Source organism: Niallia sp. 01092 (assembly GCF_052318935.1).
GTDB lineage: Bacteria > Bacillota > Bacilli > Bacillales > Cytobacillaceae > Niallia.
This window is the reverse complement of record NZ_JBQRKO010000012.1, coordinates 129,272-145,535: the sequence shown is the minus strand read 5'-3', so window position 1 is coordinate 145,535 and position 16,264 is coordinate 129,272. Positions and strand designations below refer to the sequence as shown.

Sequence of the window (16,264 nt, the reverse complement as noted above, 5' to 3'; positions counted from 1 at the left end):
AACCAGAAAAAGAGGGCGATATACTCAGTGAAAATACATATATAGTAGAAGGTTCTAGTTCATTTATCATCTTATTTAAGTACCTTTAAATTTTCCTGACATTTCATGTATACTTGGAGAAAACCAATAAAGGTGGACTCTCCATGATTCGAACGCTCAAGTTTTCCAACCGCTTTGTATTTAAGATAATACTAGTTTTTTTATTTGTTATCTTATTTCCTACCTTTATTTTAAGTTTTGCTTTTAATATAGAATCTACTTCCGTTGTGAAAAAAAACGTACGGGAAAATACCATTCAAATTGCAAAACAAACAGCAGAGTCTCTTTCTTTTATTTTTAAATCGGGAAGTGATACATCGGATCTAATCTTTAGCAGTACAGACATTCAGGCCTCGGTTATGAATATAAACAGAAACGAGGTGGAAGAGCAGGGCGAGACTTTTCAATATATGAACAGCATGTTAAACCAAGTTGTTTATTCGAATTCCTTTGTTGAAAATGTTTATGTATGGAAAGAAGGGGAAAATAACTGGGCAGGAAGCGTTTTTTCCCCATATATGTATAATTCGTCCATGTACAAGCTAATACGGATGCGTGCTTCTGATCAGGAGTGGATTGAAGAAGCTAAACAGAAGGATGGCGGTCTGGTTTGGCAAGAGCTGCAGTATGACCGCTTAATTGGAGGGGGAGCTAATACTGAACTGATTCTTCCTATTGGGAGGGTGCTGAAAAATTTTAAAGATAGAAACCGCATCGGATTTATTCAAGTAAATTTGAATGGCCGTTCTATCTTAAATGTACTTGATCAGTTGCAGCTGGGAAAGACGGGGAAATTTTTCGTTGTCGATTCAGAAGGGAAAATTATGATCCACCCTGATCTTAAATTAATTAACAAAAGAGTAGAAATCCCTAATTTGCGCAAACATATTATGGACAAAGATTTTGCCGAATTTGAATATACCTTGAATAAAACTCCTTATTATGGAATCAAGCAGCCGCTGAGCAACGGATGGATGATTGTGGGTACAGTGCCTGTTCATGAAATCACGGGAGAATTGGATCGGCTTCAGATTTTTCTCTTTATTTCCTCTGGTTTTCTTGCGCTGTTTTCTATAGTAGTTGGACTGCTGATGGTTGACAGGATTACAGAGCCTATTAATCAGCTTGCCCTTGATATGCAGAAGGTCAAGAATGGTGATTTAACAGTAAGGACAAATGTGAGATCCAATGATGAAATAGGTCTCTTAAGCGAGCAGTTTAACAGTATGCTTGAAGAAATAGAACAGCTTATCTCTCAGGTGAAGGAAGAGCAGGGGGAGAAGCTTCAGGCAAAGCTGCGGGCTGCGATGCATCGTATTCATCCACATTTTCTGCTGAATACCCTGAATATGCTATGGTGGTTTATTAAATCGAATGAGAATGATAGGGCTTCATTATGCTTGAAGGCATTGATCCGCCTCTTGGATTCCCATATGGGCAAAAGCGGCATTATGATAACGTTAGAGGAGGAATTGGACTTTTTAAAAAAATATATTGCCATTTTGGAGATGCGGTACGAAAAATCTTTTGTTTTGGATATAGATGTAGATGCGAAAGCGAAGGAATTGGTTATTCCTCGAATGCTCCTTCAACCATTGGTCGAAAATGCCATTTTTCATGGTATTGTTCCTAAGGAAACGGACGGCCGCATCAGGATCCACGTACGGACAAGAAGGAGAGGATATACGGAATTTATCGTTTCGGACAATGGTCTCGGAATCTCTAAAGAAAAGATAAAGATATTATCCAATCAAGAGGAAGCTATAGCGAAAGGGGAAATGGGCATCGGTCTGCTTCATGTCTACGATACGCTGCGGTTTTATTATGCTCGCTGCTCTAAGTGGATAATTACAAGCAGTCTTGGAGAAGGAACAACTGTCCGCATCATACTTGGAAAACCATTGGCATCCGATAGCCAGGAAGGGAAGAGAAAGGCAGAATGATACTTAGACGGATAGTTATTATTATGCTGGTTGTTTTAGCCGCTGGATGCGAAAAATCCAAGATTATTACAAAGGAAAATGTCCAACCATACAATAAAAATAATGTGCAAATGATCGAGTTTTGGCATACATACAGTGATAAAGAAAGCCAAATTCTAGAACGTCAGATGATCCCTGCTTTTGAACGGAAATTTCCTGGCATTAAAGTAGTTTCTGTAAGAAAGCCTTATAACAATGGACTGAAAAATACATTGATTGCCCGTGCTTTCTCTAATCGCGGACCAGATGTCGCGCGAATGAAAGTGGCCTGGGTTCCGGATTTTTACAAAAATAAGCTGCTTATGCCTTTAAATGACTTTCCGGATTTTCAAAAAGTCCTACATACTCTTAACAACAAGACATTGTCAGCAGGCTTCCATGAGAATAAATATTATTCCCTTCCAATGGATTTTTACATACAGGCGGCTATTTTTAACCGGGAGCTTTTAGAGAAAGCCGGATATTCACAGCCTCCTCATACCATGGAGGAAATACTAGAACTTGCAGGAAAAGAGCGATACCGCATTGGACTAGGAGGGCTCAATATCTGGAGAACTCTTCCATATATATATGGTCTTGGAGGTTCACTGACTGATGCTGAATTTAGAACGGCAACCGGCTATTTAAATGGAGAAGCAACAGTACATGCCGTGGAAAAGCTATTGGTCCTTTATAAAGAAGGGCTGATTGATCGTATGGTAGGAGAAGAGGGAGGAGACAACTGGGAGGGGGTTAAAAGTGGAAATGTGCTAATAACCGGTGAAGGTCCTTGGTTTTACAATATTTGGACAGAGAAAGAATTATATAGATCGTTGAAAAGTACGATAGCCATCCCTTTCCCACATGACAATGGGCCGTCTTCCCTTCTAGATGGAGAAAATCTGGTTATTATGAAGGGCAGTGAGGAAAAAGAAGCTTCTTGGACATTTTTAAGATGGATGGCAAGCAAGGAAGCTCAGTTAATGATGTCAAGAGCAGGGATTTTTCCGACTAATTTAGAAGCAGTAGATTCAATGAATGTAAATCGGGATTCCTACACACTTTCCTACCAAGAAGCTCTAGAGTACTCTTTCCAAAGACCATCGGTGGAAAATTGGGAGGAAATAGATAAAGTCTACACGCTTTATATGAATAAAATTTTTCAAGGCGAACTCTCTCCAAAAAAGGGACTGACACAAGCAGCAGAAGAGATAGACTATCTATTATCTGCTTCTGATTGAAATAATGTTGGAGAGCTGCGCCTTTTAGCTGAACATAAATATAGAAAAAACGACACCCTCATTGTTTGTTTTGTGTACCAATTGGGGGTGTCGTTTTTTGTTAGTACTACATTCTTGTAGGAAAAAACATTTCATCTTCTGACAGGAAGATACAGCTACAACATAAATCCAGCTAACAGCTTGCTCTAAAAAGACTGTCGTTTCAGAGATTTCTGCACCCGTCCGGTCCTGCTTCAAGTTCCCTAGTTCCTACTTGTTTTTTCATCTTTTCTAGTACTTGATTTTGTTGTCTTAACGAATTTTTACTTCTTTCTTTTCATCAGATGGGATGCTTACATAGAGTATTTCTGTATTTGTATCATAGAAGAAGACATTCGTTTTGTCTTTTGTTTCTTCGAGTGTTCCAACTTCTTGATATTTATGCTTGCCAGCTTGAATTCTAGATGGCTTTTCTGTTTTATTTAATTTTAGCGTATACTGCTCTAATTTTGAATCTTTATAGTTGTTAACCTCTTGTTTTTGTTTGAATCTAATAGAGTTGGGTTTACGCTCTACAACAAAGGTTGTTTGATTATATTCCCCTCTTGTGTAATCCTCTGTATTTGCATCGTCCTCATAGAAGGTCTGTGCTGCCTCTTTGTCAAGGTGCGTATCGAGAATCAAGTTTGTTAATGGCTTTTCTCCTGTGTGCTGCTGAACGTCGCGTCTAGGAATGATGGAGTCTTGCTTTACATAGATTGGAAGAGTAGCGAGATCGGCTTTCTTGTGGATCGTTTGTCCGCCTTCAAACTCTTCGCCAGTCCAATAATCTATCCATTTTGCACCAGATGGCAAGTATACAGAACGGGATGTTTCACCTTGTTTTACTACAGGTGCAATCATCAATGAATCGCCGAACAAGTATTGGTCATCAATGTTATACGTATTCGGGTCATGCTGGAATTTGTACACAAGCGGCTGCTGTACAGGCTGTCCGTTTTGCTGGGTACGTTTAAATTGGTTATACAGGTAAGGAAGCAGTTCATAGCGCAGGGAAATGTACTTGCGGCTGATGTCTTCCACTTCTTTGCCAAATGCCCACGGTTCTTGCTCTTTATCCCAACTGTAATGGTCGCGGGAGAACGGTACAAAGGCGCCAACTTCTATCCATCGAGCAAAAAGTTCCGGTGACGGGATGTCCTGCGATGTTGGTTTTGCAAATCCGCCGATATCATTGCCGACAAACGCTGCACCGGATAATCCAAGATTCGAGTTCATCGGGATTGTCATGCGTAAATGATCCCAGTTGCTTGTATTGTCCCCTGTCCAGATTGCAGCATAGCGCTGGGTTCCTGCATATGCGGCGCGTGTGAGCACAAAAGGGCGTATATTCGGTTTGTTTATTTTAAAAGCATTATACGTCGCTTCGTTTTCTAAGTGGCCGTAAATATTATGAATTTCTAAGTTTTTCCTTTCGCTGCCGTCATCTGCTTCATAGAAGGTATCAAGCGGCATGGACCATCCTGGACCGCCAAATACAGCCGGCTCGTTCATATCGTTCCAAATTCCAGAAACACCTTTGTCAAACAGAGCTTTATGCTTTTTCGCCCACCAATCTCGAACATTGCTTTTAAGGAAATTGGGGAATACAGACTCGCCAGGCCAAACATAGCCAACATAGGGGCTGCCATTGGAATTTTTAACCCAGAAATTATTCTTGGTTCCTTCCTGATACGTATCAAAGCTTTCATCCACTTTAACACCTGGATCATTGATCGTTACATATTTAAAGCCTAGCTTATCCATATCTTCCTTCAGTTTATCGGGATTAGGATATTTTGGCCCCCAAGTAAAAACACGATAGTCATTCATATAATCGATGTCCGCGTACATGGCATCTGCAGGAATTTGCTTTTCTCGAAATGTTTTAGCAACCCTTGTCATGTCATCCTGCCAGTAGCCCCATTTACTTTGATGAAACCCGAGAGACCATTCTGGCGGCAGATTTATTTTACCTGTTAAATCAGTATATCTGTCTACAACATCTTTAATTTCCGGACCTTTAATAAAGTAATAGGTAAGTTTGCCGCCGTCGGCATAAAAGTAATAATAATCATCGCTTTCTTTTGCCATGTTGAAGTGGGATCGGTGCGTATTATCGAAAAAAATGCCGTATGCCTTCTCGTCCTTTAAACCGATAAAAAATGGTATGGTCGCATACACATATTTCGTGTCTTTCGTATACGAATATGCATCGGTGTTCCACATGCCGATATCATAGCCGCGCTTATTCAACCCGCCGGTTTGTTCGCCGAAACCATAGAAATTTTCAGCTTTGTCCGTTTTTTTGAACACATAGGGATTCCCGTTTTCATAACCAGATCCTTTTACATCGTCTTCGTTGATTACGTTTCCTTTTTTATCTAAATATTTGATTGCGAAAGGGTTTTTCTTGATGTCGACTGTTAAGCTATCAGTGGTTAGGAGAATTCGATTATCCTCCTCCTTTATTTTGAGAGCAGGGGCAGGCCATTCTTTTTTGGCAATGCCAGGAGACGCAAATTCTTCGTCTCCTTTGTTTAAAAGAGATACCTTGGCCATATCCGAGGTAAGCAGTCGTATATAAGCTTCTTGATTGCCTAAGTCAAGCTTTACGCCATTTTCCAGCTTATCGACATTTTTTACCGTCATCGGCTGCTGCAGTTTATTTTTATCTAGAGGCGTATCAGGGGCGGGCTGCTGAACTTCTGCTGAGACTGGTTTTGCTAAATAGAGCTGTGAAGCAGCACTTCCTGAAAACAGTACAGAAGCTGCCAAAAGTAATGGCGGCCATTTTTTTATTCGTTTCATCAAGTTTTCCCCTCCTATGTCATATTATCTTTTTAAAGTACATTTAAAAAATGGGTTGAAGACAAAAGTCTCCAACCTCTGATTCTACTGTTTTGGCAGAACTATCATACCGTTAGAATGTCTGCGATATTCATTTAGGTCAGGAACATCTGCATCTTTACTTTTGAATCTTCACCTTGTGCCTTTCATTGACAGGGATTTTAACATATAGTATGTTTTCTTTCGAATCAAAATAATAAGCTCTTTCCTGCTTGTTCAGTTCATCAACGCTGTCAGCTTTTTTATATTTTCTGCTGGCAGCTTTCACTTTCTTTGGTGCTGTGCTGTTATGAAGCTTCAATGTATACGATTGTATATCGGATCCGTAATTTTGAACTTTTTGATTTTGTTCGAATTCGATGTGGTTCCGTTTATTTTCAATATGGAAATCGGTTATATTGAATTCACCTCGAGTATAGTCCTCTGTCGTTGCATCGTCCTGATAGTAGCTGTAAGAAGCATCGCCCTTCAGATAGGTGTCGAGAATCAAGTTCGTCAGTTTTTTCTCGCCTGCATATTGCTGAACCTCGCGGCGCGGAATAATAGAGTTTTGCTTTATATACATTGGCAGTGTTCCAAGGTCGGCGTCTTTATGAATGGTTTGTCCACCTTCAAGCTCTTCACCAGTCCAGTAGTCCACCCATTTAGTGCCTGCTGGAAGGTACACGTCGCGGGATGTTTCTCCTTTATGGACAATTGGTGCAATCATCAGAGAATCGCCAAACATAAACTGGTCTTCATTGTTATAGGTGTTCGGGTCATTCTGAAATTGGAAAACAAGCGGCTGCTGAATTAGATTTCCTGTTTCATGAGCCTGTTTGAACGCATTTTGCAAGTAAGGCATCAGTTCATAGCGCAAGGAAATATATTTTCGGCTGATGTCTTCCACGTCTTTTCCAAATTGCCATGGTTCTTGTCTGTTTATATTTTGCTTAACAGAAGGGCTGTCACCATCATTATTGTAGTGGTCGCGAGAGAATGGCAGGAAGGCTCCAAGCTCCACCCAACGTGCAAATAATTCTGGTGTAACAATTTCACCTAACTCTTTATTTTTCGTAAAGCCGCCAATGTCGTTCCCAACAAACGGATGACCTGACAATCCTAGATTCGAATTCATTGGAATAGACATTCTCAAGTGTTCCCAAGTACTGTGGTTATCCCCAGTCCATGTTGCTGCATAGCGCTGTGTTCCTGTGTACCCAGCACGCGTTAATACAAAAGGACGGACATTTGGTTTAAGGTATTTGAATGAGTTGTATGATCCTTCCACTTCTAAATGAGCGTAAATATTGTGAATCTCTTCATGAGTATATTTAACGCCATTGTCGTCTTCATGGACAGCATCCAAAGGCAGTGTCCAATGATCTTTCGCAATGAAACTAACCGGTTCGTTTACATCGTTCCAGATGCCGTCTATGCCTGTATCAAAAAATGGCTTAAACTGCATTGACCACCAGTCACGTGTTTCTTTTTTCAGGAAATTCGGGTAGACGGAATCTGGTGGAGAAGATGGATTCCATGGCCAAAGTTTTCCGAGAAAATAACTGCCGTCTGGATTTTTTACCCAAAGATCTTTTTTTGTTCCTTCATCATAAACACTATATCCTGGCAAAGCTCTAATAGCCGGGTCGAAGATATTTACTTGATGAAAGCCCATCTCTTCCATTTGCTTGCCTAGGCCGGCAGGGTCTGGAACTTTTTTGCCCCATGTAAATGCTTTATAGTCGTCCATATATTCAATGTCAAAGAACAAGCCATCTGCTGGAATTTTCTTTTCGCGGTACTCTTTCGCTACTTCTTCCATATCATTTTGAGAATATGCCCAGCTTGATTGATGGAAGCCCAAAGACCATTCAGGAGGGAGAGAAATTTTCCCGGTCAAATCGGTATAGCGGTCCAAGACATCTTTTATTTGCGGTCCATTGAAGAAGTAATACGTTAATTTTCCGCCATCTGCGTAGAAGTAATAATAATCATCGCTTTCTTTTGCAAAATTGTAATAAGTACGATATGTATTATCAAACAAAATACCGTACGCCTTTTTGTCTTTTAAGCCGATAAAGAACGGAACGGATTGGTAAATGTATTTTGATTCATAAGGGTATGGATCCTGATGCCAGATTCCTTCTTCCTTGCCACGTTTGTTTAAGCCGTCAGTTTTCTCTCCTAAACCATAAAAGTTTTCATTTTTATTTGTTTTCTTAAACACATAAGGCTTCCCGTTTTCATATCCTACACCTTGATCTCCATCTTCATTGATGACGTTTCCGTCTTTATCCAAATACTTGATTCCAAAAGCGCTTTTTTTAATGTCTACTGTTAAGCTGTCAGTGGTAATGACGATTTTCTTGTCATCTTCTTTTATGTTGAATTTTGGGGCAGGCCAATCTGTTTTCGCAATCCCAACGGAGGTATATTCTTTGTCTCCTTTATTAAGGATGGATACCTTTGCCATGTCCGATGTAAGCAGCCGGATATATGCTTCTTGGTCGCCCAAATTAAGCTTTACTCCATTTTCTAATTTCTCTACACTTTGTACAGTCATCGGTTTTTGAAGATTGTTCTTGTCTAAAGGTCTATCAGGGGTCGGCTTAAATGCCTCTACAGGAAACTGCTCCGCAGATGCCGGTTTGGCAGATAAAAGTGTGCTAGAAGCAATGCCAGAGAATAAAACAGTGGCTGTAATTGCTAGTGATAAGCTTTTCTTCATAAAGACTTCACTCCTGTTTCAAATAAGAATATGATGCAAACCATGGTAATTCGAATGTTTATTGATCCTCATACATTCATGCGCTTATACATTTTCTCCTTTCTTTTTCATTCGCCTTAAAACTAAGGCTACTTATAACACTAAATAGTAAACTCCTTTGAAACAATGGAGAGTAAGCACCAAAAAAAGATTTTAGAGCAGCGATTAATAAAGAAAGAGTTTTCTTTTCATTCGTTTTGGATAGAAAGAAGATGGCAGAAATAGTGGGTTTTATGGAGTTTATGAGTCTTGTGAAAATATTGAATAATTGCTTGAAAAAATTTATTTTTCTATCTTTTTCATGGGATAATATGTAATTTTTTAGTGCTTTTGTATATGGGAAAACACGGTGTTTCAGCTAAACACTTTCAGTAAATATCACTATATTAAGATCAATTCAGTAATATTGGGTGTTGCAACATAACATGAAGCTATTATAGTTATCTAATGAGTGAATGAGACAATGAATCTACAAATATATAAATGGATGATAATGTTTTGGTATAACTCAAAATAATTATGTAAACTTAATAAAGATATTGCTGGATAGAGTTTAGATTTTGAATCTTACAGATTTGGGGGAAATGTCATCATGTATCGAGTTGTTATTGTAGATGACGAGCCAATCAGCAGAAATGGAATTGAAGCCTTTATCGATTGGAAGAGGGAAGGTATGTTAGTAGAATCACTATGTGCAAACGGAGAGGAAGCTTTAAAAGTATTAAAGGCCAGTTCTGCCGATATTCTTATTACAGATATTAAAATGCCCATCATGAATGGGATTGAGCTGATGAAGCAAGCTTTGGAGCATTATCCGAATCTTAAAGTAGTTATGTTAAGCAGCTATAGTGATTTTGAATACGTAAAAGAGGGCCTCAAGCTTGGGGCTGTCGATTACTTGCTGAAGTCGGCTTTAGATCCTGTTGAACTTCTTGATGTTCTTCGCCGATGCATCTCTATTCTAGAGGAAGAACGTAGAAAGGAAATTGAATTTCATTATTATCAACAAGGTGCTGCCTACAAGGAACGGAAATATATGGAGCAAGCAATCAAAAGAATAATGGTTCAAGAACAATGCTCGTCCTCGTCAATGGATTGGGAGCCAAAATGGCTGAAACAAGACTATGTTTGCATGTATATTACGCTGGACAGAGCCGAGGTGCTAATGGAAAAGCATGGCTATCTGCACGTTCAATTATTATTGGAAGAGTTTCAGGAAATGTTTTATCAAAAAATGGATGATGGAGCTGCAGTGCTGTCAGGAGAAAGAAGCTTGTTTCTTTTATTTCCAAAAAGGTTACAAAATTGGAGGAGAAAGCTTTATCGGTTAAAGCGATCCGTTGAAACGGAACTAGGTATTACGATCTCGGCAGGTTATGCGATGGAGCAGGGGAGATATGGAATTTTAAAAGGGCTAGCCAACAGCCGCATGGCTTGTCAAAGAAGATTCTTTGAAGGAGTTGGAGGAATTTACGGATGGACAGAAAATCAGGCAGTAGCCTTTTCTTCAAAGATGGAAACAGAACATGCTGATTGGCAGTCTTTTTTTGAAATTATCCGCAATGGCGATCCTGTTTCCTCCGCAGTGGAATATGCAATTAATCATTGGAAAAACTTATGCAACAACCCAGAACAGATAAAAAAAGAGGCTTGTGATCTTCTAATCCAAATTAGTGAACTGCAGGCAGATGCAAAACCATTACCTCCAGACCAGTTTGATTTGTTAGAGAACGCCGAGACATTGGATGAAATAGCATCACTTTTTAAACGTATATTGGAGGAGATGGAGACATCCTTTATCCTAAGGAGTCCTGATAATGGAAACGGAGGACAGTTAATTACAAAGGCGCTGGCATATATGGACTCCCATTATACGGAGAACTTAACCTTGCAGAATGTAGCAGATAAAGTGCATGTCAGCAAAAACTATTTTAGTATTCTTTTTAAACAGCAGACAGGCTATAATTTTATCGATTATTTGATTGAGCTGCGGATACGGGAAGCAAAACGGTTGTTGACTGAGGAGGACGGCCGAATATATGATGTCGCTGAAAGCCTAGGATTCAATGGTGTGAACTATTTTAGCAGGCTTTTTAAAAAAATGACTGGTCTAACTCCCTTGGAATATAGAAAAAAATACAAAGAAACATGTTCTACTATTACGTAAAATTCTATTACTGAATGTTGGTAACTTTTCTTTAGAAGCTTAGAAGAAGTATAAGAAAAGTGTTTAGCAGTTGATTGAATTTAATTTTATAGAGTAACCACAAACTGACTTTATTACCGTGTACATCCAATTTGTAGTGTGCCAGGCATCTTCATCGACTAGGATGGATAAGATGTCTGATACTTCCTGAAGCATATAGACAAAAATGAAAAAGGAACCTGCTCTTTAGGGAAGAGAGCTAGTTCCTTTCTCAGTTTTTCTTTTATTGCGTATACGGTGCAAAAGGATGTTTGCAGGAAGCTCACTTTATGCTTCTTTTACAAGATGGTATTTTTCCTTAAATTCATAATATTTATTTTCGACTTTTCGATGAATAGGATGAGATTTTGGAATTCCTAAATATTTGCTGATAACTTGATTAATTCCGTTTTTTCGGATTGCTTGCTTTAATTTGACGGCTTCTGGGTCTTTGGAATAATCAAATAGAAGCGCAGCAGCCATTGCCTTCGTAAGATTAGATACGTCTTTACCTTGATCATATGTTTGCAAGGCTGGGCGAACTAGCCTGTCGCCAATTGAAAGCTTGCGAATCGGGGAGCGTCCAACACGAACGATTTTATCAGTCAAATTAGGGTTCGTGAAGCGTTTAAGGATTTTCTGTATATAATTCTCATGCTTTGTCTCATCAAGGTCATACTTCTCAATTAACATATCTCCCGTTTCCTGCATGACTTTTTTTATTTCGGTTTTTAAATTAGGATCAGCCATCACTTCTTGTATTGTAGAGTATCCTTTTAGATAACCATAATATGCAGCGCAGCAATGACCGGTATTGACAGTGAATAGTTTGCGTTCAATAAACGCTTCAAGGGAATCTACCAATTGGACATCTTTTATTTCTGGTAGTCCTCCAAGCATCGCAGAACGGTCAATTACCCATTCGAAATAAGGCTCTACTGTTACTTCAAGTGGATCTTCGTGGTGCTGTGCGGGAACGATTCGATCGACAGCCGCATCCGGAAATGCTACATAGCGATCTATTTTTTCATGCAATTCTTCTTCTATATGCTCATACACCCATTTTTTTAGCTTAGAGCTGCCACCGATTGCATTTTCACAGGCAATAATATGAAGGGGCTCCGTATTGTTATTTTGTAATCGTAGTTTAATTCCTAATGCGATTTTTTCTGCGATATTTGGTAAATTTGATACACCTACTGCAGTAGTAATCAGGTCGGTATCTGCAATGCGTTTTGCTACGGATTCTTTATTTTGCGAAGAGATGGCAGTGACATTTTGAACAATCATTTCATCGTTCGTTTGATTGGCGATATAGACGGAGTATTGTTTTCTTTGCTTGAGCAAGGAGATTTTCTTTTTGTTGCGTGTAACAAAGCAGACATCATAACCTGATTGTGTTAGAAGCAATCCGATAAAACCTCTCCCAATATTACCTGCTCCAAAATGGACGGCATGAGGTTTACGTGTGCGTGTGACCTCACTTATATTTGAATCACTACTTTTATTAAGTGACCTATTCATAAGTTCTCTCTCCTTTATATGATTATTTGAAAAATTCTGATATATAAATAGATGCGTAGTCACCATGTTAAATAGAATGAACAGGCGACTAGAATCTATTTGGAATAATACGAATCTTTAGTTTGCTTTTTGAAGCAAGTTTTCAACCAAGTCATTTAATTTATGGTTTTCTAAAGAATCAATAGTGTGGTGACCGGTACCGAATGGTAATTGCTCTGTAATCGTGTTTTTAATGACAATAGTATGAATGCCGGCTGCCACTGCTGCACGTGAACCGTTTGGAGAATCTTCGATAGCGATGGCTTCGCTGGCATCAACTCCTAAACGTTCTAATGCTTGTAAATATAACTCAGGATCTGGCTTTACATTTTTAACACTGTCGGCTGTACAATAGCAGTCAAAATATTCTCTAATGCCAAGAAGATCCACAAATTTGTCAATCCATGCTTTTTCAGAACTTGTTGCTAGACCAATCTTTAATCCTGCATCCTTCGCTGCTTTTAAATAATCTAGAACACCGGGTCTAATGGATTCTTTCTCCATCATTTCAGTGTGAGCGTTTTGGATGGTTTTTCTGAATTCATCCAGATCAATCGGAATATTATGATGAGTACTTAAATAAGTGTAAGGATTAAAAGAATGGAGACTGGTACCGAGGCATTCCGAATATTTTTCTAATGTTAAATCAACACCGTGTTCTTTATAAGCATCTCTAAAAGCGATATACCATGCCGTTTCCGTATCAATGATAGTTCCATCAAAATCAAATATAATTGCCTTTATCATAACCGTATTTTATCTCCCTTCAGATTTAATATAGTTATGTCATGTAACATAACAAAAAAGAATGAAAAAAATATAAAATTATGCTTGAAATTCTTTTGTAAATGTGAATCTCTAATATAACCGTAACATTAATTAACAAACTGTTCAAGGAATTCGAGGGAAATTGGGTGAAATGGTAACGAAAACTAACATCCGTAATCACTTATCTACCAATGGTGAAATCGCTGTCAAAAAAAGTTTGAAAAAATTTTTTGAATAGGGTGTAATGTTGTGATGCTTGCACCATGTCCATCAAGTTAACGAAAAAATGGATAATTCCGCGAAACGGAGAGGTAATCGTGCGATAATTATGATAATTCCGCAAACTGGAGAGGTAATCCTGCGATAATTATCATAATTTCTTTAAGATTAGTTTGGAGCATAGAATCTACATGTTCAAATTACTTTTCAGAAGGAGGAAGGTTTCCTATGATTCATATTGTAAATGGGGATGTTGTTGGACAAAAGATTAAAAATCTTGAAGGGAATGTACTCGTTTGGCGGGAAATGTATGATATAGGACCTCTAAGCAGAGATGTGCCCAAGGAAGAATGGATAAAACGCCGGGTTAGATTTTTTGAAGAAAAAATGGGTGTACCTTACTCTTTATTTTTAGATAATTGTGTAAAACAAAATCAATTATTAGATGATATCCCTAGAACAACTGAAGTTATTTTATGGTTTGAACATGATCGCTATGACCAAACCATGCTTATTTATTTATTGCAGGAATTATCATTGAAAGGGTTTGAAAAAATTTCCATGGTGACTATTAATCAGTATCCGGGCATAGAGCCTTTTTATGGTTTAGGGCAGCTTTCCTCCTTGCAGCTGAAAGAGCTTTATGAAAGAGTCAAACAACCTATTTCATTAGAACAAATCGAGGAAGCAATAGCAGCATGGGAGGCATATACTTCCTCTAATCCAGATAAAATAAAACAGTGGATTGCTTCATCAAAGAACAAGCTGCCTTTTTTAAAGCAAGCATTACTCACTCATTTGAGCTACTTTCCAGCGGCCAATAATGGATTAAATGAGGTCGAAACATTGGTTTTAACTTATTTAAAAAATAAGAGATGCAGTTTTACCGAGTTATTTCAATATATAAGTGGACAACGTATAAATGATGGATTAAGCGATTTGCACTTTACTTGTATATTAAATGAACTAATGAAGCGTTTTCCCACCTTACTACAATGTGATGTTCCCTTGCCAACCTATAAAGATCCAATTCCTAAGTCCAATCTTTGGATTCAATGATGCCAGTGGGGAATCGGTAGTTTCAAAAATTTATGTGAATATAATCATCAAAAAGACAGGCTGCTTTAAGCAGCCTGTCTTTTTGATGATTGTGGCCTATTGCCTTATAAATTTGGCAGGTGTAAGAATTCTTCTAGCCGAACTTTTTAGATCGGCAGTATTTAAATATATGGCTTTGTTAAAGCTCATTGTTGATTTTGGCACGATGTTGATTAGAGTGGAAGGAGTGAGACTCCTGCGGGAAAGCGAGTCAGAGGGAGACCCCACAGGCGCACAGCGCCGAGGAGGCTCCCGGACTGCCCGCGGAAAGCGAACGCCTGAAGCGGAAATCAACAGGCAAGTCTAACAGAGCCAAATATATATATAAACTCCTTCTAATAACCTGCTATAAGAAATCATATATAAAGACTTTAAGACTATAATATGGTAGTTTTAATACAATTATATAAATTAAATTATCTATAAATGTGCTAGGAAATGGATAAGTAATAATAATGGTCTAAAAGTATTGGCTGATTTACTGTATTTTTATAAACATTAAGGGAGAAATAGTCATTTTTTTAGATGAATTATGGCTGGTATAGTACTATTTACCTTGATATATTAAGTGTGTCAGCCAGTTATGAAATCTGTTATAAAACTTCCGTCCTTGTCACAAAATACTATCTAAGAGGCGGTTTTTTTATGTTTAAAAATTTAATGTTAATTGGATTGATTGGATTGATTGCCATCGTACTAATTTTTAACCTTTTTCTTCCTGCTGAAAGTGCTTCTTCTAAAATAAGTCAAGGTGCTTGGCTTGGTGAATGGCCGGATTCTAATAAAAATAATATTCAAGCATTCAATGAAATGACTCAATCACATGCTAAAATCATTCATACCTTTGTAAATACCGATCATCAATTTAAAGATTATTCAAATGTAATGAACTATGTGGATTCTCAAAATGCCGTTAATCTTTTAACACTCGAGCCGAATGGTTTAAGTACAAAAGATATTAATAATGGTCAGCTCGATTCTTATTTTCAATCACTTGCAATAGACATGAAAAACTGGAAGAATGGGAAAGAAATTTGGCTTCGATTTATGCATGAAATGAACGGAAATTGGTATACTTGGTCAATAGGGGACAGCAAAGTAAATACGAACGAAAGCTACATAAAGGCATATCAACGAGTTGTAAATATCTTCAAAACGAATAATGCGCAAAATGTAAAATGGATTTACTGTGTAAATGCAGATAATGTTGGCAAGGGCTCATCCTTTTTAGGTGCTTATCCAGGTGGAAATTATGTCGATTTTGTAGCTATAGATGGCTATAATTGGGGAACTTCTCAATCTTGGTCCCAATGGAGAAGCTTTAAAGAAATTTTCAATCCTTCATATACAGAAGTGAAAAAATTAAATCATCCTATTCTTATCACAGAGTGGGCTAGTTCTGAATTAGGTGGGGATAAAGGCAGTTGGATAAAAGATGCTTTTTATCAAATGGAACAGGGCGGTTTTGATATAGAAGCAGCTATTTGGTTTAATGAAAATAAAGAAACGGATTGGCGGATTGAATCATCCGAAAATTCATTACGTGGTTATTTGAGATGAAATTTGTAAGTGA

Annotated in this window: 9 protein-coding genes; 5 read left to right on the top strand and 4 right to left on the bottom strand. The window is 38.2% G+C overall.

The window, feature by feature from the left end:
• The first annotated feature begins 143 nt into the window (after positions 1 to 143).
• Entirely contained in the window at positions 144 to 1,982 is a 1,839-nt protein-coding gene (locus ACTXGU_RS13250) for a sensor histidine kinase (protein WP_443481993.1), read from the top strand.
• On the top strand, positions 1,979 to 3,241 hold the full coding sequence (locus ACTXGU_RS13245; protein ID WP_443481992.1) for an extracellular solute-binding protein: 1,263 nt from the start codon (positions 1,979 to 1,981) through the stop codon (positions 3,239 to 3,241). Before ACTXGU_RS13250 ends, ACTXGU_RS13245 begins: the two co-directional genes overlap by 4 nt.
• A gap of 291 nt (positions 3,242 to 3,532) precedes the next feature.
• Here ACTXGU_RS13245 and ACTXGU_RS13240 read toward each other — a convergent pair whose 3' ends face one another.
• Both ACTXGU_RS13240 and ACTXGU_RS13235 read right to left on the bottom strand, forming a co-directional pair.
• On the bottom strand, positions 3,533 to 6,070 hold the full coding sequence (locus ACTXGU_RS13240) for a glycoside hydrolase family 31 protein (RefSeq protein WP_443482016.1): 2,538 nt from the start codon (positions 6,068 to 6,070) through the stop codon (positions 3,533 to 3,535).
• A 157-nt stretch (positions 6,071 to 6,227) separates the two neighbouring features.
• Complete coding sequence (locus ACTXGU_RS13235) at positions 6,228 to 8,819, bottom strand: glycoside hydrolase family 31 protein (protein ID WP_443481991.1); 2,592 nt, start codon at positions 8,817 to 8,819, stop codon at positions 6,228 to 6,230.
• 631 nt (positions 8,820 to 9,450) lie between these two features.
• On the opposite strand from ACTXGU_RS13235, the gene ACTXGU_RS13230 reads away from it, so the two are divergent.
• On the top strand, positions 9,451 to 11,025 hold the full coding sequence (locus ACTXGU_RS13230) for a response regulator transcription factor (RefSeq protein WP_443481990.1): 1,575 nt from the start codon (positions 9,451 to 9,453) through the stop codon (positions 11,023 to 11,025).
• 306 nt (positions 11,026 to 11,331) lie between these two features.
• Here ACTXGU_RS13230 and ACTXGU_RS13225 read toward each other — a convergent pair whose 3' ends face one another.
• Both ACTXGU_RS13225 and ACTXGU_RS13220 read right to left on the bottom strand, forming a co-directional pair.
• The gene (locus ACTXGU_RS13225) at positions 11,332 to 12,567 is read right to left on the bottom strand and encodes a mannitol-1-phosphate 5-dehydrogenase (protein WP_443481989.1); all 1,236 of its coding nucleotides are present in this window, start codon (positions 12,565 to 12,567) and stop codon (positions 11,332 to 11,334) included.
• Positions 12,568 to 12,684: 117 nt separating this feature from the next.
• Positions 12,685 to 13,353, bottom strand: a complete 669-nt coding sequence (locus ACTXGU_RS13220; protein ID WP_443481988.1) for an HAD family hydrolase — start codon at positions 13,351 to 13,353, stop codon at positions 12,685 to 12,687.
• Between the two features lie 468 nt (positions 13,354 to 13,821).
• On the opposite strand from ACTXGU_RS13220, the gene ACTXGU_RS13215 reads away from it, so the two are divergent.
• Both ACTXGU_RS13215 and ACTXGU_RS13210 read left to right on the top strand, forming a co-directional pair.
• A complete protein-coding gene (locus tag ACTXGU_RS13215; RefSeq protein ID WP_443481987.1) occupies positions 13,822 to 14,652 on the top strand; it encodes a DUF1835 domain-containing protein in 831 nt (276 codons plus the stop codon).
• A gap of 684 nt (positions 14,653 to 15,336) precedes the next feature.
• The gene (locus ACTXGU_RS13210; RefSeq protein ID WP_443481986.1) at positions 15,337 to 16,251 is read left to right on the top strand and encodes a glycoside hydrolase family 26 protein; all 915 of its coding nucleotides are present in this window, start codon (positions 15,337 to 15,339) and stop codon (positions 16,249 to 16,251) included.
• The last annotated feature ends 13 nt before the right edge of the window (positions 16,252 to 16,264 follow it).

Excerpts from the sequence above, each read along its gene's own strand:
- ACTXGU_RS13245 (WP_443481992.1), top strand. The coding sequence starts at position 1,979 with ATGATACTTAGACGGATAGTTATTATTATGCTGGTTGTTTTAGCCGCT.
- ACTXGU_RS13250 (WP_443481993.1), top strand. The coding sequence starts at position 144 with ATGATTCGAACGCTCAAGTTTTCCAACCGCTTTGTATTTAAGATAATA.
- ACTXGU_RS13225 (WP_443481989.1), bottom strand. The coding sequence starts at position 12,567 with ATGAATAGGTCACTTAATAAAAGTAGTGATTCAAATATAAGTGAGGTC.
- ACTXGU_RS13220 (WP_443481988.1), bottom strand. The coding sequence starts at position 13,353 with ATGATAAAGGCAATTATATTTGATTTTGATGGAACTATCATTGATACG.
- ACTXGU_RS13215 (WP_443481987.1), top strand. The coding sequence starts at position 13,822 with ATGATTCATATTGTAAATGGGGATGTTGTTGGACAAAAGATTAAAAAT.
- ACTXGU_RS13230 (WP_443481990.1), top strand. The coding sequence starts at position 9,451 with ATGTATCGAGTTGTTATTGTAGATGACGAGCCAATCAGCAGAAATGGA.
- ACTXGU_RS13210 (WP_443481986.1), top strand. The coding sequence starts at position 15,337 with ATGTTTAAAAATTTAATGTTAATTGGATTGATTGGATTGATTGCCATC.
- ACTXGU_RS13235 (WP_443481991.1), bottom strand. The coding sequence starts at position 8,819 with ATGAAGAAAAGCTTATCACTAGCAATTACAGCCACTGTTTTATTCTCT.
- ACTXGU_RS13240 (WP_443482016.1), bottom strand. The coding sequence starts at position 6,070 with ATGAAACGAATAAAAAAATGGCCGCCATTACTTTTGGCAGCTTCTGTA.